Genomic DNA, 18777 nt, shown 5'->3' with positions numbered 1-18777 from the left:
TATGGGACATCTGGCGCGAAGTCCTGCCCGGCGGACGCCATGGCGACTGGCTTGCTCAAACCCTGCCGGGTGCGTCGCCGCACCGGCTACTTCGGGCGCGAACGGTCGAGGAACTGGACGCGCTGCTGTCTGAAGCGGAGGCGTGATCATGCTTGCCGACGTGACGGTCCCGGTAGACACGGGGCCGCTCATCCGGGCCGAGATCGGTGAGCTGGAGCGCCGCTTCGGTGTGGTGGCGTGGTTCGGGTTTCATACGCGTCGGTGGTGGGCGCTGGTCGAAGGGCGGCTCGTCGAGGCTGCCACCCCGGCTGGTCTCGCCGAGGCGGTCATGGCGGTGCGCGGCGCTGGGGGGCGATCGTCTCAGCACGTCCGTCCCTGTGGGGAGTCGCGACGGGTGGGACAAGGGCGGCCGCCGCGTCATCAGCGGGTTCGCCGTCGCATGCGGTCGCCGCGACGGGGCGGCCGGGGGCCTGGGGGCCGGACGTGCCTGGAGTCATAACGAGTACGGAAGGTGGAGAGTGTTGAGCGGCCACATGGAGGACGAGGAGATGATCATCCAGGTGGGTGATCTGGAGCTGCTCGTCTGGGGCGCGGATAAGCAGGCACCTGCGGCGGCGCGGCAGTTCGTCGGTGAATGGTTCCAGGATCGAGGCATCAAGGATGCCTACACCGCGCAGCTCATCGTGTCCGAGCTGGTCACGAATTCGCTTCTGCACGGGCTGCCGCCGATCGTCGTCCGCGTGGTGCGGGACGAGTCGGACGGGCGGCCCATCATCGAGGTCGAGGACGGCGGCGATGGCGTTCCCTGCGTCCAGCCGGAGAGTGACACCGCGATCAACGGACGTGGGCTGCTCTTGGTCGCCGCACTCGCAGAGGAGTGGGGCACGGATCCGCTGGCCGAAGGCGGGAAGGTGACCTGGGCCAAATGCGCACTCTGAGCGTCCAGGCCACACGCCAGGTGCTCCGCCTGCGGACGCGGTTGGGCAGGCGAACTGCGATTCGCTACCTGGACGCGCTGGCCATCGCCCTCCAGCCGCAGGGATGGCGCTACATCAAGTTCTATCGGCCCGAGGAGTTCCCTACGCCACTGCCCATGCTGTGGGTGCATGCCGGTTTCTCAAAAGACGTCGGGCTCGTCGTCTCCGTCCGGGCCACTCCCGGTGGAACGTGGGGCTACTACGAGACGCTGCGCGGAAGGCAGGGGTACTTGTGGCCCTGCGGCGACGCCAAGTCGGCAGCCGAGCAGATCGATCGGCTCCTCAAGCACCAGATGTTCCCGGGCACTTGGTAGCCCATGGCATGAGTACGTCCTGGCGCCGGGGACGTCCTCTGGAGCGACCGCAGGCGTGGGGTGCACCACTGAGCCACCCCGACTGCGACCATCTCCGGCTGGCCGCAGAGGGTCTGGCGGGGTCAGGGGACGTCGAAGAGGGGCGGGTCGAGGGTGGCCAGGCGGGACGGGTCGGCGTAGATGTCCAGTTCGGCGATCTTGTCGTTGACTACGGTGAAGGCCATTACGGCTATCGGTTCGTCTTCGGTGGCGACGACCAGGCCGGCGGTGCCGTTGATCAGGGCTGGGCGGGCGAACTCCGCGCGGAACGAGAAGGCGATCGCGCGCTGGGCAATCGTCCGGGCACCGCGGAGGTGCAGGAACTCGCCCTCGGCCTCGGCGCGCAGGACGATGTCGGGCGCGAGGGTCGCCACCAGGGCCTCCAGGTCGCCGTTCTTGGACGCGGTCAAGAACGCGTCCACCACGGCGCGTTGGCGGCTCATGTCCGGATCTGGGACGGGGGCTGCGCGGACGCGGCGGCGGGCTCGGCTGGCCAGTTGACGGGTCGCCGTCGAGCTCCGGTCGAGGATGCGGGCGATCTCGTCGAACGGCATCTGGAACAGGTCGTGCAGGACGAAGGCCAGGCGCTCGGCCGGTGTGAGGGTGTCCAGGACGACGAGCATCGCGACGCCGACTGCGTCCGCGAGCAGCGCCTGTTCTTCGGGGTCGGAGCCGTCCTGGCTGATCAGCGGCTCGGGTAGGCGCTCGTCGAGCGGATCTTCCCGGCGGGACGTCCGGGACCGCAGCATGTCTATGCAGATGTGGGCGACGATCGTCGTCAGCCACCCGTTGAGGTTCTCGATGCGGTCGGCGTTCGTCCTGGACAGGCGCAGCCACGCCTCCTGGACGGCATCGTGCGCCTCTGTCGGCGAGCCGAGCATCCGGTACGCGAGCCCAGCCAGGCGTGGGCGATTGGCCTCGAACCGTTCCGCGAGCTGCTCGTCGTCCACGGTCACATCCTTCCCCCGGCATTCGTCGTGTCTATGACGGATCGCTCAGGGCAAATGTGACTGCATCGGGAGGAGACATGACCGCCTTGGTGAACAGCATCGAGATCAACCGGCCGGCGGACGAGGTGTTCGCCTACGTGGTCGACCCGGCGAAGTTTCCCGAGTGGCAGCGGGACGTGACGCGTGTGAGCGTCCAGGGGGACGAGGTCGGGTCGCACTTCACCACCGTCCGGAAGATCGGCGGTGCCGAAAGGTCCATGACGCAGGAGATCACCGAGAGCGTGCCGCCGCGCACGTGGGCGGCCCGGGGCGTGGACGGGCCGATCCGTCCGAACGCGACCGTCGACATCGAACCGATCGCCGCCGACCGGTGCCGGGTGACCTTCGGACTCGACTTCGACGGACGCGGGATGGCCTCGGCCCTGGTGCCGATGGTCCGCCGTATGGCCACAAAGGTCGCGCCCGCGAGCCACCAGCGGTTGAAGGAGCTGCTTGAGGGCCGCGGGTAGCGGGACAATTGTTGTGCTGCTGACCGTGCATGCCCTGTGGGTGCGCGAGGGGCGGATCGGCCCTGAGCCCAGTCTTCGACAGGTGCGGCTCTTCGCCGCCGACCGGCCGCCGACCGGCCGCCGACGCGACGTCGATGAGCGCCATCTCCGGGCAGGAGTGCAGCCCTCCTCCGTTCACGCTCTTGTTCATTCGTGTCGATAGCCAGGGAGTGTGCGGCACTTTCTGATAAGCCTGGCCCTCGTCATTGGCCTTGCGGGGTGCGCTACCGCGAGCGCGTCCATTCCCGGAGAGGACGTCATCGTCGTCGGGGTCAAAGCCGACCAGCCTGGACTCGGCCGCAAGGAGAACGGCGTCTTCCGCGGCTTCGAGGTCGATGTCGGCTACTACATCGCCCGCCGGCTCGGTGCCTCCCGCGTGACCTTCAAGGAGGTCAGGTCGGACAACCGGGAGGAGAAGCTCGACGAGCATTCGGTCGATCTCGTGCTCGCCTCCTACTCCATCACCCCCGATCGCGCGCATCTCGTCACGTTCGCCGGCCCCTATTACGTCGCGCATCAGGACGTCATGGTCCGGCGCGGCCAGGTCGGCATTCGGAATGTCCGCGACCTGGCCGGGCGGCGGATGTGCCAGGCGAGCGGGTCGGTGTCCACATCGCGTGTGATCAGCGGCCTCGGCGTTGCCGCCGAACTCGTCCCCGCCTCGTCCTATAGCGATTGTGTGGCGAAGCTGCGCGCGGGCGCGGTGGACGCGGTTTCCACCGGGGACCTGGTGCTGGCCGGGTTCGCGGCACCGGACCTGGAAATCCTCAACACGCCGTTCACCGACGAGCGTTACGGCATCGGCATGCGGAAAGGCGACATCGATGCCTGCGAGAAGGTCAATCGGGCCGTCACCACCATGTACCAGGACGGGACGGCGAGCTGGCTGCTGCGCAAGTGGTTCGGGTCGAGCGGTCTGAAGCTCGTCGAGGAGGTGCCGCAGTTCGAGGGCTGCTCGTAGTGTCACGCGCATCGGGCGTCACTCGTAATGTCAGTGGCCCTCCCTACAGTGGAGGCGTGGCTGAAGACCGGGATGCTTGGGACGAGCTCTTGGCGGCGGGCTTCCTGCACGGCGTGCGGGAGGCGCACCGCGAGGCGACGCTCGCCCTGTTCAACGGATTGAGCCGTGAGGCGGGCTTCAAGGAGCGCACGTACGGCGTCGGCGCGTTCGAAACGCTGGCGCACCACCTCGACCGCGTCTTCGGGCGTGGCGAGCTGGCGAAGCAGGTCGTCCGGGACGACTTGAACGGCTCGCCCGGCTGGCGTTACGGGCGTTATCGCGTCCTGCTCAAGCGGCACGAGTTCGGCAACGTCCGAGGAATCCGGTGGGACCGGGACAGCCCCACCAAGCAGGCCGTCGCCCGCCAGGGATACGTCGAAGACCCGCAGCTGACGCTGCCCTTCGGCCTGGAGGTCCACGACACGCCCGGCGTCGTGACCCTGGTCCTCGCGCACAGCGCCACCGAGGACCCCTTCGAAATGGAGCTCTTCCTGGGCCGTCCCCGATGGAACGCGGACGGCGGCACCGCCTGGCACTGGGTGAAACAGCTGGACGACGCCATCGGGCCCGATCCACGTCGTAAGCTCGTCGAGCGGACGATGCCGCTCTGGGACGACAAGGAAGACGACGTCCCGATGCGGCTCCGCGGGGAGACGAAGACGGCCTAGCAAAGGGTGGCGCAGGGTGCTGTTCGACTGCGAGCGGCTGACGCTGGCCCGGCGGCTCAGAGGCTTGCGGAAGAACCAGCTCGCGGACGCCGTCGGGACGACGCCGAAAGCGATCGGACGGTACGAGGCGGGCGTCCAGCCACCGGACGAGCTGACGCTGAAACGGCTCGCCATCGCGCTCGGCGTCCCCGCCGAGTTCTTCCAGGCCGGCCGCAGTCCCGTTTCCATGGACGGCGCCCATTTCCGGTCGCTCAGGTCGACCAGCCAGATCGAGCGCGACCAGGCGCTCGCCTACGGGCGCATCGCCACCGACGTCGTCGCCGCCCTCGAAGACCTCGTCGACTTCCCCGAAGTCGACCTGCCCGAATACCCGGTGTCGCCGGACGAGATCGCCGGCCCCGGGCCCGTCGAGGCCGCCCGGCTGACCAGGAAGGCGCTGCTGGCGCAGGCCGGGCCGGTGCCGCACGTGGTCCGGCTGCTCGAACAACACGGCGTGATCGTCCTCGTCCTGCCGCAGGCGGCGGAGCGGGTCGACGCGTTCAGTGTCGGCGTCCACCCGCGGCCGATGGTCTTCTTCAACCCGGCCAAGGGCGACTACTGGCGCAACAGGTTCGACGCGGCCCATGAGCTGGGGCATCTGGTCATGCACGCCGACGCCGAACCCGGCGAGAAGGTCGTCGAGGACCAGGCGCACCGCTTCGCGGCCGAATTCCTCATGCCCGAACAGGACATCGCCGCCGAACTGCCCGCCGCCCCCGACTGGGACCGCCTCGCCCACCTCAAGACGACCTGGGGCGTCAGCCTGGCGGCGCTCCTCTACCGTGCCCGCACGCTCGGCATCATGAAGGAGACCGCGTACCGGAACGCGATGAGCGCCATGAGCTCGCGCGGCTGGCGCCGCCACGAACCGGGCCCGGCGAAGCCGCTGGAGCAGCCCACGATGCTGACCCGCGCGATCGAGATCGTCGCCCACGCCGGCACCGACCGCGACGCCGTCGCCGACCGGGCCCGCGTCCCCCGGGCCGACCTAGACCTACTCGTCCCTCCGCGCTAACCGGCCCCGGCTAACACCGTCCCCCGACTGCGAACGCATGGTGCCGGTTCAGAAGCCGATGGCTTCGCGGAGGAGCAGGACGGTGCCGCGTCCGGGACGAAGTTCGGCGTTGAGGATGAGAGGCGGTTGATAGCGCTGGGCGACCCATAGGCCGCCTGGGTGCGGGCACTTTCCAGCGGAAGGCAATGGTCCTCGATACGGCGCAGTGCGGTACTCAGATCGGGTACCACTTTCTGTGCCCCGACGATCCAGATCGCGCGGGCGGCGCCGCCGGCGTAGCCGGGCAACTGGCTCCCGCTGCCCGAGGCGACCACCAGCGAGCCGGTCTCGGTGACCGCCTGCACGCTGCCCACGATGACGTCGGGAGTGGCGCTCAGCCGCCGGATGTCGTCCATCTGCGTGGCGCGGTCCATCGCCAGGAGGCGCGGCCTGCTGGCCCGGTACCGTCCACCGGCGTTGATGTCCTCGTCGATCCCGGACAGGCGGAGGGTCTCGCTGGCCCCGGTGAACACCTCGGCGCCCTCGGGGATCAGTTCCTTGATGCGGGCACGCGCGGCGGCCACATCGTCGAGGACTTCCACCGTGAAACCATTCGCGACCAGCGCAGCGGCCGTCCGCTCCAGGCGCTGCGCAGGGGCCGGGTCGACGAACGCGGTGTCGTGCAGTGAAGTGGTCATGATGTCGCTGATCTCCCCGTTCGCTGGATGATGTGCTCGTCTCAGCAGTTCGACAACACAACCCCCGGGAATGTGAGGCGGGCACGTCGCCTCACATTCCGGTGCGCTGTCTTGTCGAACTGATGAAGGCGGAAGCGACCGAGGGGAGGCGACGGACCATGACCACCCGGCCCGGACCGCACACGGTCGGCTCGGGCGGAGGCCGACCCGAGCCGGACCTGGACGCGATCATGAGCGAGCGGCGCCGGCTGATCAATCTCGCGTACCGGCTGCTGGGCTCCCTCGTCGAGGCCGAGGACGCCGTCCAGGAGACTTACACCCGCTGGTACGCCATGTCCCGGCAGCAGCAGGACGCCATCGTCTCCCCCGGCGCCTGGCTGACGACGGTCGCCGGCCGCATCTGCCTCAACCTGCTCAAGTCGGCGCGGGCCCGCCGAGAGACCTACGTGGGCGAATGGATCCCCGAGCCGCTTCCGGGAAGCACGGAATGGGTCATCGGACGACCGGGCGGCACCGCCATCGACCCCGCTGACCGGGTCACCTTGGACGAGTCGGTCAATCTGGCCTTCCTCGTCGTGCTCGAAGCGATGACCCCGGCCGAACGCGTCGCGTTCATCCTGCACGACGTCTTCTGCCACTCCTTCGCCGAGGTGGGCGAGATCGTCGGCCGCTCCCCGGCGGCATGCCGCCAGCTGGCATCCTCGGCCCGCCGCCGCATACGCGCCTCGCAGCCCGCCGCGACCCCGCCCGCCCAGCGCGCCGGCATCGTCCGCGACTTCAAGCAGGCGTGGGAGGCCAAGGACATCAACGCCCTACTCGCGCTCCTCGACCCCGACGCCACCGCCATCGCCGACGGCGGCGGACTCGCCCTGACCTTCCTGGACCCCATCGAAGGCGCCGAGCCGATCGCGCACGCCTGGATCGACCTCGCCGGCCGGAGGCCCGACAACATGATGGTGCTGGAGCGAACCGTCAACGGTCAGCCCGGCCTCGTGGCCCAGCAGGACGGCGTCACCGTAACGGTCCTCGCCTTCGATATCGCGGACGACCGGATCAAGCACATCTGGGTAATGCGCAACCCCGAGAAGCTCCGCCCCTGGACAACGGACTAACGACACGCCACACCCGGCCAGCCCCCAACGCGGCTGAACCCCGCGCTCAGTGCCCCACGCCCGCCTCACACACACAGTGGGGTCTTCGGACCAAGCTCGGTGTGGTTCAGCCGTCATGCCCGAGGAGGTCGGCTGGTGCGCCGTGCGCGCTTCTGCGGAGTGGTGAGCGACTCGGTCTCCGGGGAGGTGACCTGGATCATCGGGCGGGTTGCGTCAGCCGGTGTGTGAATGGACCAATTCCTCCTTGCCGGGGGGCGTCAGGAGTTACATATCTCTGGCCGGAGGTTTCCTGCGCTTCCGGCTCTGCTGTGAGACCCTCCGAGGGTTGTCGGGACGTACGGGACGCTGGAGATCTTGTGCTGGACAATCGGCAGGCAGGTCCGCGCGCGCAGGCGGGGCCGACCGCGCTGCGCATGCAGATCGGGGCGCGGCTCCGGCGGATGCGGGAGGACAAGGGCATCGGCCGGGCGGAGGCGGGCGACGCGATCCGCTCTTCGGCGTCCAAGATGAGCCGGCTCGAGTTGGGGCGGCACGGGTTCAAGGTCCGGGACGTCCTCGACCTGCTCGACCTCTACGGCGTCCACGACGAGGACGAGCGCGCGAGCTTTCTCGAACTCGTCCAAGAGGCGAAGAAGCCCGGCTGGTGGCAGGGCTACGGCGACGTCGTGCCGAGTTGGTTCGAGCAGTACCTCGGCCTGGAGCAGTCGGCGGCGACGATCCGCAGCTACGAGGTCCAGTACATCCCCGGCCTGTTACAGACGCGCGACTACGCACGGGCCGTCATCGGGCTCGAACACCATGACGCCTCCTACGACGGGCTCGAGCGGCGGCTCACCGTCCGGATGACGCGGCAGCACATCCTGCATCGGCCGGCCGGCCCGGCGACGCTGTGGGCGGTCATCGACGAGGCGGCGCTGCGGCGGCCGTTCGGCGGGCCGGAGACGATGCGCGGCCAGATCGAGCACCTCATCGCCGTGTCGGAGGGCATGCCGAACGTGCGGCTACAGGTCCTGCCGTTCTCCGCCGGCGGGCATCTGGCGCTCGGCGGGCCGATCACGGTCGTCCGGTTCGCCGAGCACGACCTCGACGACGTCGTCTACCTGGAGCAGCTCACCGGCGCCCGCTACCCCGAGGGGGGCGAGGCCGCCCGCTACCAGAAGATCATGGACCTGCTCGCGATCCGCGCCGCGCGCCCCGCCCGTACCACCGCCTTCCTCAAGGACCTCCTCAGCGACTACTGACGGCCCGGCCCGGCGCAGGAAGGCCGGGGTCAGCAGGAACCCGGCCGCGCCGACCGGCATCGCCGCGCCCGCCACCGCCACCAGGCCCGGGACGGCGAACTGGGCGACGCCCCACGACGACCCGAAGAACGCGAACCAGCGGGGCCGCTCCGCCTCCGGCGCGGCGTCGGCGATCACCGCCTGCCAGCGTCCCATCAGGACGCTGTCGACGACCGCCCAGGCCAGGTAGGCCGCGACCGTCAGCGGGACGGCCCGGCCGGCGGCCAGCACCAGCGCGAGCACTCCGAGGACGCCGCTCCCGACGGCGAGGACGCGCTCGTGTGCGAGCGCGTTCAGGCGGCGCCGCCCCAGGCGCCCGGTCAAGGGTGCGAGCAGCGCGGCGGCGGTCAGCGTCAGCCCGGGGAGCCAGGCGGGCGCGCCGCGTTGGAGCAGCATCAGCGGCATGAACATCAGCACGGCCAGGTAACCGCACGCGAACGCCGTCCCTGCGGTGGTCAGCCGGAGCAGTTGCCGGGACGGGCGCCAGGGGACGGCCTGTGTCCGCTTTGTCGGCGGCTCCCGTTCCAGGAACGTCATCGCCACGGCGGCCGCCAGTAGGCAGGTTGTTCCGTCCACGACCGCGAGCCAGCGCGCGCCCAGCGGCAGCAGGACGGCGGCGAGCAGGCCGCCGAGTGCTCCGGCGGCGACCAGGGATGTGCCGAGCACCCCGTAGATGTCGTCGCGGCGGCCGTCGACCCTGGCCAGTGCCTCTTGCGTGGCGGGTTCCTGGATCTCGAAGGCCAGGCCGACCAGGGCGACCGCGACCAGTACCTGCACGCTCCCCTGCGCGGCGGCCAGGAGCAGGAGAGCGGCGCCCGTCGATGCCAGGCCGAGGACGACGAGCGTCCGCGGCGCGAACCTGTCGAGCAGCACACCGCCGAGCCAGCGCGAGACCAGCGCCGCGACCCCGAAGACGGCCAGCGCCGCCGCGGCGAGGTCGGCGCCCGCGAGCACGGCGAGGAACGCCATCACGTACGCGCCGAGCTGGTTGATCACTCGGACGCCCACGAGCGCCTTCGCCGGACGCGGCAGATCTCTCATCACGAGCGAAGGCTACGGTCCGCCACCGACAGAACACGCTCCCGCGCCTTGATCGAACACATGTTTGAGCGAAAGGGGTACAGTGGCGGCATGTTCCAAGGCTCGCTGCTGGACTTCACGGACGAGCAGGGCCCGCGTCCGCTGACGTCGGCGCGCCGGACACGCCTGGCCCGCGGTGCCTGGGTGGACGTCCTGCCCGGCTGGATCCCCGGTGCGGACGCGCTGTTCGAGCGGCTGCTCACGTCCGTCCCGTGGCGCGCGGAACGGCGGCGCATGTACGAGCGGGTCGTGGACGTGCCCCGGCTCCTGGCGTTCTACGACGAGAGCACCCCGCTCCCCGATCCCGTCCTGGACGAGGCCAAGGCGGCGCTCGACGACCACTACGCCGGCGAACTCGGTGAGCCGTTCCGCACCGCCGGCCTCTGCCTGTACCGGGACGGCCGCGACAGTGTGGCGTGGCACGGCGACACCATCGGACGTGGTGCCACGCACGACACGATGGTGGCGATCCTATCCGTCGGGACGCCGCGAAGCCTTCTGCTGCGTCCGCGCGGCGGCGGCCAGACGATCCGCCATGAGCTGGGACACGGCGACCTCATCGTGATGGGCGGGAGCTGCCAGCGGACATGGGAGCACGCCATCCCGAAGAGCGCCCGCGTCACCGGCCCCCGCATCAGCATCCAGTTCCGCCCTCGCGGCGTACGCTGACCCGGCCACCGCAGAGCGACGTGATCATCTCGGGGGAGACCGCCAATGACCGTCACGCCGGTCACCGGGGCGAACCGGGGCATCGGCCTCGAAGTGCAGGCAACTCGCCCCCCAACTCCGCGCTTCGCATGATCTCCCTCGCTGAGATCACCGCCGCGACGCAGGCCCTCCTGGCGACCGCGGCCCGGCTCGACGACGCCGACGTCCGCGGGCCGTCCCTCCTTCCGGACTGGACGCGCGGCCACGTCCTCACCCACGTCGACCTGGACGCCAGCTTCGCTCCCGGCGACTGGCCCGCCGACTTCACCAGCCGCATGCTTGCCGGCGTCACCGCCTCCTTCGCACGGCGCGATGATGGTCCGGCCCTCCGCCTGCACGCCACGGACACCGGTGAATACCACGGGACCGGCGACCACCTGGTGACCGGTCCCGCACCATCTCTTCTCGCCTGGCTCCTGGGCCGCTCCCCCGCCACGGGCCTGAGCGGTGCCACGCACCTCGCAATCCCTTTCCTGTACTAACGGTCTGTCCTGCACCTGAGGGGAGTCGCCGTCCGGGGGGCGGACGCCGGCGCGCGGTTTGTCAAAGATCGCTGGTAAAGGTGTCGACGGTGTGCAATGGTCGACAATTATTGAGAGTGGCGCGGGAAATGAGTCACGGGACTCAAACCAGATCCAGGTCGCCGTCCCGGACTGCGTCCATCAGCGCATTCCACTGCGTGCGGCCGAGAGCGATGACACCGGCGGAGTGATCGCGCGAGTCGCGGACCAGCACCGAGGAGTCCAGTGCCGCCACCTCCACGCACGTGGTGTCGTCGCCGCTCGCGCTACTCTTCCGCCAGTTCAGCACATCTCCCCGAGTCGACCCGTAGACCATCCAGCAACCTCCGTCCATTGCCGGCGGGTGCCGTCTCGCCAACCGATCGGCCGAGAACACCCGCCGGACGAGCACCGAGCAGGGCACGACAAACCACGACCTTGTGGATAATTTCCCGATCACGAGTGTAAACGGTTCTACTTATTCCGCCTACAAGGGAACACAAGATCACGCTGCGTGCTATGACGGCCACTCGCCTTGTCGGATGTCCGCTGCGGCCTTCACCTCCGGTCGAGTCGAGTTGCGGTTCCTCAGTCAGGCCATGAGGTCTTCGGCGGCCTGGCGCAGCAGCGCGACGGACTGATCGGCCGGCAGCGCCTGCTCCAGGAGCAGCTCGAAGGTGTCGCGATACTCGATGACCTTGTCGTCCTCGCCGCTGATCATCACGCTGGCCCCCGACCTCCCCTCCAGATAGAGGACGTCGTCGAGGTCGCCGTCGAACTCCAGGATGCTGAACGGCCCCTCCATGCCGAGGTGCGCCCCCGTGCTGAACGGGATGACCCGCACCGTCAGCAGGTCGTCGCTCTCGGCGGCGTCGGCGACGTGGTTGAGCTGGGCGGGCATGATCGCGGGGTCGGTCCTGATGCCGACGTGCCGGCGGATGACCGCCTCGTCGATGATGTAGTGCTGGCGGGGCGGGTTCTCCCGTTTGGCGAGCTCCTGCTGCCGCTGGATGCGCAGCTTCGCCGCGAGCACCCGCGCCCTCTCCGGCGCCCTGCCGGTCGAGAGGACCTCGGCGTACTCCGGCGTCTGGATGAGCCCGGGGACCGCCGTCCCGTGGTACTGCCGGATGAAGGCCGCGCCCGCCGAGTACCCGACGTAGTTGAGGAAGCTGGGGTCGAGCTCACCGCGGTAGACGTTCCACCAGGCGGGTTCGCGCGCGCCGCGGGCCAGTGCCTGCAGCCGCTCCTGGCGGCCTTCCGAGGTGACGTCGTACACCGCGAGGAGGGCCTGCAGGTCGGTCCGGGTGATGGCGTTCTTGCCGCCCTCGACCCGGATGAGCTTCGACGGGGACCATTCGAGTTGCCGCGCCACCTGCTCCTGCGTCAGCTTCTTCTGCTTGCGCAGCCGGACGAGCTCCGCCCGCAGCAGCGCACTCTGGACTATCGGCCCCTGGTCACTGGACATGGCGTTCGCTCACTCTAAGTAGTTGGTGCCAGCAACCTGAATGCTACATGGCAAAGGGGGACCTGACATCCCGCTTGCCACCACGGCGCTACATCTCTTGGTCATGCGATCTTCACTCCCCGCGCAGACCCCGCCATATCGCCCAAAACTCGCGTCGGAAGCTTCCAGACTGCTGCACACCCGATGACTATGTTGTAATGTGCTAGGTAGCAGAATAACAGACGACGGCTTGCAACAGAGCGTCGTGCCACTTCGAAGGGGCCGACGATCTGACGCAGGGTGAGGGTCCGGACGGGAACGCGCGTCATCCCGGACGGGCGCTCGCGACCGGCCGGATGCACGGGCGACGGACACACGGGCCACGGGGTCACGGGCCACCCGGGCATCGCCGGCGCAGGCAGCACGAACGGGACGCGCACCGAACGGGGAGGTCAGCCGCACCACGAGACTTCGGCATCGCCGGCGGGAACGGCCGGCGACCGACCGCGAAAAAACAGAGTCGCCCGCCACTTTCAGCCGGTCACCGGTTGGCAGCCAAGACGATCGACGGAAAGCGGAGAGCGACTCCCGAGCCGCGCGAAAGCGCTCCGGCGGGTCTGCGCAGATACCCTGCGAAAACGCAGAAAGATCCAGGCTGACCTGCCAAAACGTTTTCTGCGGACTCACCCAGTCTAACCGCGATCACGCGGAACGGGCTATAGGTGATGCGACTTCGGCCGCCGCGACCCGATGCCGGGCGATCCCGGGCACCGGCGCACGGAGGCCGAATTCGCGCTTCGAGGCATGGGGTTCCTGACATGTCAAGACAGCAGATTCGTCCCCCGACCTTCGACGTCCACCCCACGAGTTCTTCCAGCCCCGGGAGTTCCCTTCGGCCGATCGCCGGGGCGGTGTTCGGATGAGCGAACACGGGCGCCTGCACGACCCGGACCAGATCGTCCGCCCGGACGCGTCCTCCACCGGTTCCGGGAGCGAGCACAGCCGATCCTCGAGCGAGAACACGGACCTGGTGAGCATGGCGGCGCCCGCCCCGGCGGCCACCGCCGGCCCGGCGTCCGCGCAGGGTGCGCCGCCCTCGGCGTCTCCGGCGTCCGGCCGGGCGGGCGGAACGTCCCAGCGGCCCGGGTTCTGGCTCTCCCTCACCACCATCGAGCGGGCCGAGTTCCTCGCGACCGCGCAGGAGGTCGTCTATCCGGCGGGCACGGTGCTCTGGGAGGAGGACCAGGCCGCCGACCACACCATCGTGATCAAGTCCGGTTCCGTGCGGGTCTGCGTGGAGCGGGACGGGCGCGAGCGGATCATCGCCTTCCGCGGTCCCGGCGACATCATCGGCGAGCGCGCCGCGCTGCTGCTCCGCCGCCGCTCGGCGACCATCGTCGCGATGGAGACGCTGCACGCACTGCGCCTGACCACGCAGCAGTTCGTCACCTACCTCAGCAACCATCCGCGTGTGGTCGTCGTCATGGAACGCGAGATGTACCACCGGCTCACCGAGCAGTCGAGGGCCATGCGGGACGAGACGGGCCAGTACAGGCCGGCGCCCACGCCAGGGCCGGTCACCCAGTACCCACCTCAGGTGTACGCGACGGCGTACATACCGATACCGGCGGTCTGGCCGCACCCGCCGCAGGGAGTCCCTGCTACGTACGGGCCGTCCCCCGGCCCTTATGTCGCAGGTGACCAGTACACGCCGCCTGGCCCGTACACGGTGCCCGCAGCCGACCCGCATCGCACGAACGGGGACCGGGCCGCCGGCGGACGGCGCCCCACGGGCGGGTCGTCTGCCGGGCGGTGGGCGCCCATGGAGGAGGCGGCGAGCGCGGCCTGGCAGGCGCGCCCTGCGGCCGACGTCCAGGTGCCGTTCCACGGGCAGCCGACTCAGCCCATGGCGATCACACCGTCCGGCTCCGCCGGTCCGTCGTGGGCCGGGCAGAACTGCACGATCGTGTTCACTGACATCGCCGGCTTCAGTTCGCGCGTCCGGGACGAGAACGACCGGCTCGAGGTGCGGCGCGCCATGTACGCCGCGCTGCGGCAGTCCTTCGAGGAGTCGAGGGTGCCGTGGGACGCCTGCTACAGCGAGGACCGCGGCGACGGCGCGCTCATCGTCGTCCCGCCCGGGATACCGACCGCCGCCGTGATCGATCCCATGATCGCCGCGCTCGGGATGCGGCTGCGGCGCCACAACCACCGGTCGAGCGAGGCGGTCCGCATCCAGCTCAGGGTCGCGCTGGACGTCGGGCCCGTGCTGCCCGATCCGCCCGGCGTGTCCGGCTGGACGATCATCAACGCGGCCCGGCTCCTCGACGCCGCCCCGTTCAAGGAGAGGCTCGCCGCGACGGGCGCCGATCTCGGTGTCATCGCGTCGAGGTTCGTCTACGACTCCGTCATCGCCCACAGCCCCGGCTACGTGAACGCCGCCGAGTACGAGCCCATCGGCTGCAGGGTGAAGGAAACGGACATCGAAGGCTGGATCCACCTGCGCGGGCTGCCCGCCCGATCCGCCATCTGACCGCACGAAGCCGCTCCCGGCCCGTCCCCGCGCGGGCCCCTCAAACCCGTCGACAACCCCGCGTGCACCGACGCCGCGGGGTTTTCCACGCCCGGCCCGGACCGCCACCGCGGCCCGAACCCCACCGCGGCCCGCCGCGCCCAGCCCCGTCGGGCCCGCCGCCGTCCTGCATCGCCCGGAGTCCCGGGTCAGGGGCCCTGGTCGGGACGGTCTGGAACGTTCCGAGGAATGCACAGGACGAAACGGGCGCCGCGCTCGCTGTCCTCGATCGTCAGGGTTCCGCCGTGCATCCGCGCGATCTCCCGCGCGATGGGGAGGCCGAGGCCGGTGCCGGCCGGGTCGCGCGCCTTGCTGGCGTCGAGCCGGGCGAAGCGCTGGAAGACGACGTCGCGGTGCTCCTCGGCGATGCCCGCGCCATCGTCCTGCACCTCCAGGACCGCGTGGCCGTCGCTGCGCCGGACCGTGACGTCGACCTGCGATTCGGCGTGCCGCTCGGCGTTGTCCAGCAGATTCGTGAAGAGCCGGACGAGCCGGAGCCGGTCGCCGCGGACCGTGACGCCCTCCTGGAGGTGCGGGACGATCCGCTTCGTCCGCTCCGACCGCGCCATCTCGATGGTGACGAGGGCACCGAGGTCGATCGTCTCGACGTCCTTCCAGGCGGCGGCGTCCAGGCGGGCCAGTTGCAGCAGGTCCGTGACGATCGCCTGCAGCCGCTCCAGGCTCTGCATGACGGCCCGGGCCGTGCGCGGCCAGTCGACCTCGTCGGGGTAGAGGAGCGCCTCCTCGATCTGCGTGCGCGCCGCGGCGATCGGGCTGCGCAGGTCGTGGGAGGCGTCGGAGGTGAAGCTGCGCTGCCGCTCCAGCGCGCTGTCGAGGCGGTCGAGGGTCGCGTTCGCGGCCTCGGCGAGCCGCCTGATCTCGTCCCGGTTCTCCGGGACCGTGACCCGGCGGCCCGACTGCATAGCGGTGATCTCCGCCAGTTCGCGCCGGATCGCGTCCACCGGGGCGAGGGTCTGGTCCACCGTCCCCCAGGCGCGCAGGCAGGCCAGCAGGATCACCAGCAGCGAGACGCTGACCAGGAGCATGGTCAGGCCGGGACTGACGTACCAGGGGACGGTCGCCGCCGCGGCGTAGACGAACCAGTCCCCGCCGGTGTGGTAGACGCGGAAGCCGATCACCCACGCGCAGCCGGGCAGTTCCACCGACGAGCAGACGTCCCGGGTCGAGTACACCTGGGCCTGAGAGGGGCGGAAACGGGCGATCGGCGGACCGTCGAGGGACGGACCCGGGGTGCCCGCGATCACCGTCCGGTTCTCGTCCATGACCTGGATGACCACGCCCTCCGGCGCGTCGATGTTGCCCCGCACCGGTCCGCGGCGCATCTCGTAGCTGATCCGCAGCGCCGCGGCCGTCGCCTGGCTGCGCTTGGACTCGGTCTCCGAGCCGCGCACCTCCACAAGGATCAGGATGGCGACGATGACGCAGATGACTGCGGTGACCATTCCGGCAATCACGGTCATCCGCACCCGTATGGACCATGTGCGCCGTCCGAACACCCGACCTCCCGCAGGGGAGGTATTCACCGCCCAGACCGGAATCAGTCCTCTGAACTGCAGCGACGCACCCAAGATGGTCCAAAGAAATGGTTGCCGAGGCCGACCGCCCCAGTCCTCGCCCCGCCCGCTGGACGGCCCGGCACGCTCCTGGCGCACGCCCCGGGATGGACGGTCCGGGCTGGTCGCGGCAGAAGCCATGGCGCTGGACGCAGGCGCGGTTAGCATGGCCGGTTATGGAGCTGCGCCAGCTGGAGTACTTCGTCGCGGTGACCGAAGAGGCCAGCTTCACCAAGGCGGCCGCACGGCTGCACGTCGCCCAGCCGGGTGTCAGCGCGCAGATCCGGCAGCTGGAGCGGGAACTGGGCCAGCCGCTGCTGGACCGGTCCGGGCGGACGGTCCGGCTCACCGAGGTCGGCGCCGCCGTCCTCCCCTACGCGCGGGCGGCGCTCGCGGCCGTCGAGGGCGCGCGGCTGTCGGTGGACGAGCTGACCGGGCTCCTGCGCGGGCACGTCACCGTCGGCACCATCGACTGGATCAGGTCACTCGACCTTCCCGGCATGATCGCCGAATTCCACCGAGACCATCCGGATGTGGAGATCACGGTCATCCAGAAGGACGCCGACACCCTGACCGACGGGCTGCGCACCGGACGCGTCGACCTCGCGTTCCTCAGCCTCGGCGCCGAACCGCCCGAGGGCATCGCCACCAGGGTCGTCATCGAGCAGGAGGTCCACGCCGCCGTCGCCCGTGATCATCCTCTCGCACGACGGTCGACGATCACGCTGCGGGCGCTCGGTGAGGAGCCGCTGATCAGCCTGCCGAAGGGGACCGGGCTGCGGGCCGTCCTGGACGCGGCCTTCGCGGACGCCGGCCTACGCCCCCGCATCGCGTTCGAGGCCGGCGAGCCGCCCGTGCTGGCGCAGATCGCCGCGCACGGGCTCGGCGTCGCCGTGCTGCCCGAGTCCGCCGCCCGCGGCCTGCCGGACGCGCTGCACGCGATGCCGATCGTCCGGCCCCGGCTGAGCGGCCGGATCGCGCTGGCCTGGCGGGCGGACGGCCCGCGCAGTCCGGCGGCGCGGGCGTTCACGGCCCACGCCCGCCGGCTGCTGCCCTGACGCACCGGCCGGCCATCATCGCCGCCGTGGCGCCGGGGCCGGTCGCGGCGGCCTCAGGCCGCCTTGGACTCCTGGCTCCGCGACGCCTTCAGGACATCGCGCAGGACGTCCGGTTTGTTGGTGATGATCCCGTCCACGCCGAGGCCGGCGGCCCTCTCCATGTCACCGCGGTCGTTGATCGTCCAGGTGAGGACGTCCATGTGGGACGCGTGCACCTTCTTGACATAGGACGCGGTCAGGCCGCCGAACGTCGGGTTGATCTGGTCGGCGTACTTGGCGAGTTTCGGCAGGTCCGCGACCTTCGGGGTGCCGAGCAGACCCGTCGGCACCTTGGGCAGGACGGTGTGGAACCGCCGCACGGAGTGCCAGTCGAAGGACTGGACCGCGAGGCGCCGCTCCCGCGGATCATGCCGCAGCCAGGACGGCGAGCGCTGCAGCGCCGCGGCGACCCGCTTCTCGATGCCCGGGTACAGGTCCGGGCTCTTGAGCTCCAGCAGCATGCCGAGCCCCTTGCCGCGCATCGCGGACAGCACCTTGCCCAGCGTCGGGACGCGCTCGCCCTTGTACTCGGCCGCGAACCACGACCCCGCGTCCAGCTTCTCGATCTCGGCGAGGGTGAAGTCGGCGACCTTCCACGGCTTGCGGTCCGGGTAGAGGTCCTCGACGTTCGTCGTCCTGTCGAGCGTGGTGTCGTGCATGATCACGAGCTTGTGGTCCTTGGTCTCCTGGACGTCCAGCTCGAACATGTCGGCGTGCTTGGCCTTGGCCAGCCTGAACGCGGCGAGCGTGTTCTCGGGCGCGTACGCGGACGCGCCGCGGTGCGCGACGTCCACGATCCCGGCGCGCAGCGCGCTCCCGGCCGCGGGCCGCGGCTCCAACGCCGACTGCTGCACACCCGGCTGCACCGCCCCGGGCTGGGCCGCGCCAGGCTGAGTCGCGCCGGGCTGAGTCGCGCCGGGCTGGGCCGCGCCAGGCTGAGTCGCGTCCGGTCGCGGGTCGGCGGGCCGCGGGCCGCCGCCGGGCCGCGGCGCGCCGGGATCCACCGCGCCGGCCTGCTGCGGAGCCACGACCGGGTCGGGCCCGGGATCGGCGGCGGCCACCGTCGCCGGCACGACGAGCGCCGTGGTGGCCGTGACCGTGAGGAGCGCGAGACGATTCCGTCGGTGCATGTGTCACCTTTCGGGAGCCGGAGCTGTCCGCCCCAACCCTCGGGCCGTCCGGT

18 protein-coding genes and 1 pseudogene are annotated in these 18777 nt (G+C 70.3%); 12 read left to right on the top strand and 7 right to left on the bottom strand.

The window, feature by feature from the left end; translation table 11 throughout:
• Window positions 1-533 precede the first annotated feature (533 nt).
• Together E1284_RS02650 and E1284_RS02645 are read left to right on the top strand one after the other, a co-directional pair.
• Window positions 534-938 (top strand): ATP-binding protein, encoded by a 405-nt coding sequence (locus tag E1284_RS02650; protein WP_131936630.1) that lies wholly within the window; start codon window positions 534-536, stop codon window positions 936-938.
• Complete coding sequence (locus tag E1284_RS02645; protein WP_131936628.1) at window positions 926-1291, top strand: hypothetical protein; 366 nt, start codon at window positions 926-928, stop codon at window positions 1289-1291. The genes E1284_RS02650 and E1284_RS02645 overlap by 13 nt, the downstream gene beginning before the upstream one ends.
• Before the next feature lie 122 nt (window positions 1292-1413).
• Here E1284_RS02645 and E1284_RS02640 read toward each other — a convergent pair whose 3' ends face one another.
• Window positions 1414-2280, bottom strand: a complete 867-nt coding sequence (locus tag E1284_RS02640; RefSeq protein WP_131936626.1) for a sigma-70 family RNA polymerase sigma factor — start codon at window positions 2278-2280, stop codon at window positions 1414-1416.
• 77 nt (window positions 2281-2357) lie between these two features.
• Between E1284_RS02640 and E1284_RS02635 the strand changes: the two genes are divergently transcribed.
• From E1284_RS02635 to E1284_RS02620, 4 genes are all read left to right on the top strand, one after another.
• On the top strand, window positions 2358-2789 hold the full coding sequence (locus tag E1284_RS02635) for an SRPBCC family protein (protein WP_131936624.1): 432 nt from the start codon (window positions 2358-2360) through the stop codon (window positions 2787-2789).
• 211 nt (window positions 2790-3000) lie between these two features.
• Window positions 3001-3789 (top strand): glutamate ABC transporter substrate-binding protein, encoded by a 789-nt coding sequence (locus tag E1284_RS02630; RefSeq protein WP_131936622.1) that lies wholly within the window; start codon window positions 3001-3003, stop codon window positions 3787-3789.
• A 56-nt stretch (window positions 3790-3845) separates the two neighbouring features.
• Entirely contained in the window at window positions 3846-4496 is a 651-nt protein-coding gene (locus E1284_RS02625; protein WP_243714211.1) for a hypothetical protein, read from the top strand.
• Between the two features lie 16 nt (window positions 4497-4512).
• The gene (locus tag E1284_RS02620; RefSeq protein WP_131936620.1) at window positions 4513-5550 is read left to right on the top strand and encodes an XRE family transcriptional regulator; all 1038 of its coding nucleotides are present in this window, start codon (window positions 4513-4515) and stop codon (window positions 5548-5550) included.
• Here the strand turns inward: E1284_RS02620 and E1284_RS02615 are convergent.
• On the bottom strand, window positions 5547-6227 hold the full coding sequence (locus E1284_RS02615; protein WP_207923519.1) for an LUD domain-containing protein: 681 nt from the start codon (window positions 6225-6227) through the stop codon (window positions 5547-5549). The two genes, E1284_RS02620 and E1284_RS02615, sit on opposite strands and share 4 nt — an antisense overlap.
• 158 nt (window positions 6228-6385) lie before the next feature.
• Here E1284_RS02615 and sigJ point away from each other — a divergent pair, with 158 nt between their 5' ends.
• The gene (gene sigJ / locus E1284_RS02610) at window positions 6386-7339 is read left to right on the top strand and encodes an RNA polymerase sigma factor SigJ (protein ID WP_131936618.1); all 954 of its coding nucleotides are present in this window, start codon (window positions 6386-6388) and stop codon (window positions 7337-7339) included.
• Between the two features lie 356 nt (window positions 7340-7695).
• The gene (locus E1284_RS02605) at window positions 7696-8580 is read left to right on the top strand and encodes a helix-turn-helix domain-containing protein (protein ID WP_243714210.1); all 885 of its coding nucleotides are present in this window, start codon (window positions 7696-7698) and stop codon (window positions 8578-8580) included.
• A 99-nt stretch (window positions 8581-8679) separates the two neighbouring features.
• On the opposite strand, the pseudogene E1284_RS42845 reads toward E1284_RS02605, so the two are convergent.
• Window positions 8680-9588: pseudogene (locus E1284_RS42845) on the bottom strand (MFS transporter); the annotation flags it as partial.
• 162 nt (window positions 9589-9750) lie between these two features.
• Between E1284_RS42845 and E1284_RS02595 the strand changes: the two are divergent.
• Both E1284_RS02595 and E1284_RS02590 read left to right on the top strand, forming a co-directional pair.
• The gene (locus tag E1284_RS02595; RefSeq protein WP_131936614.1) at window positions 9751-10368 is read left to right on the top strand and encodes an alpha-ketoglutarate-dependent dioxygenase AlkB; all 618 of its coding nucleotides are present in this window, start codon (window positions 9751-9753) and stop codon (window positions 10366-10368) included.
• Between the two features lie 128 nt (window positions 10369-10496).
• Window positions 10497-10889, top strand: a complete 393-nt coding sequence (locus E1284_RS02590; RefSeq protein WP_131936612.1) for a maleylpyruvate isomerase N-terminal domain-containing protein — start codon at window positions 10497-10499, stop codon at window positions 10887-10889.
• 142 nt (window positions 10890-11031) lie between these two features.
• Here the strand turns inward: E1284_RS02590 and E1284_RS02585 are convergent, their stop codons facing one another.
• Window positions 11032-11217: a DUF397 domain-containing protein gene (locus E1284_RS02585; protein WP_243714209.1), complete on the bottom strand. Its 186-nt coding sequence runs from the start codon at window positions 11215-11217 to the stop codon at window positions 11032-11034.
• 282 nt (window positions 11218-11499) lie between these two features.
• A complete protein-coding gene (locus E1284_RS02580) occupies window positions 11500-12372 on the bottom strand; it encodes a helix-turn-helix domain-containing protein (RefSeq protein WP_131936608.1) in 873 nt (290 codons plus the stop codon).
• Between the two features lie 898 nt (window positions 12373-13270).
• Between E1284_RS02580 and E1284_RS02575 the strand changes: the two genes are divergently transcribed.
• Window positions 13271-14884, top strand: coding sequence for a cyclic nucleotide-binding domain-containing protein (locus E1284_RS02575; protein ID WP_131936606.1), 1614 nt, complete (start codon window positions 13271-13273; stop codon window positions 14882-14884).
• Window positions 14885-15072: 188 nt separating this feature from the next.
• On the opposite strand, the gene E1284_RS02570 is transcribed toward E1284_RS02575, so the two are convergent.
• Window positions 15073-16404 (bottom strand): sensor histidine kinase, encoded by a 1332-nt coding sequence (locus E1284_RS02570; RefSeq protein WP_131936604.1) that lies wholly within the window; start codon window positions 16402-16404, stop codon window positions 15073-15075.
• Window positions 16405-16673: 269 nt separating this feature from the next.
• On the opposite strand from E1284_RS02570, the gene E1284_RS02565 reads away from it, so the two are divergent.
• Window positions 16674-17555 carry a LysR family transcriptional regulator gene (locus tag E1284_RS02565; RefSeq protein WP_131936603.1) on the top strand — a complete coding sequence of 294 codons (882 nt, stop codon included), beginning with the start codon at window positions 16674-16676 and terminating at the stop codon, window positions 17553-17555.
• Between the two features lie 53 nt (window positions 17556-17608).
• Here E1284_RS02565 and E1284_RS02560 read toward each other — a convergent pair whose 3' ends face one another.
• Window positions 17609-18724: a glycerophosphodiester phosphodiesterase gene (locus tag E1284_RS02560; RefSeq protein ID WP_131936601.1), complete on the bottom strand. Its 1116-nt coding sequence runs from the start codon at window positions 18722-18724 to the stop codon at window positions 17609-17611.
• Window positions 18725-18777: the final 53 nt, after the last annotated feature.

This window comes from Actinomadura bangladeshensis, assembly GCF_004348335.1.
GTDB classification, from domain to species: Bacteria; Actinomycetota; Actinomycetes; order Streptosporangiales; family Streptosporangiaceae; genus Spirillospora; species Spirillospora bangladeshensis.
This window is presented reverse-complemented; position numbering and strand designations above follow the sequence as displayed.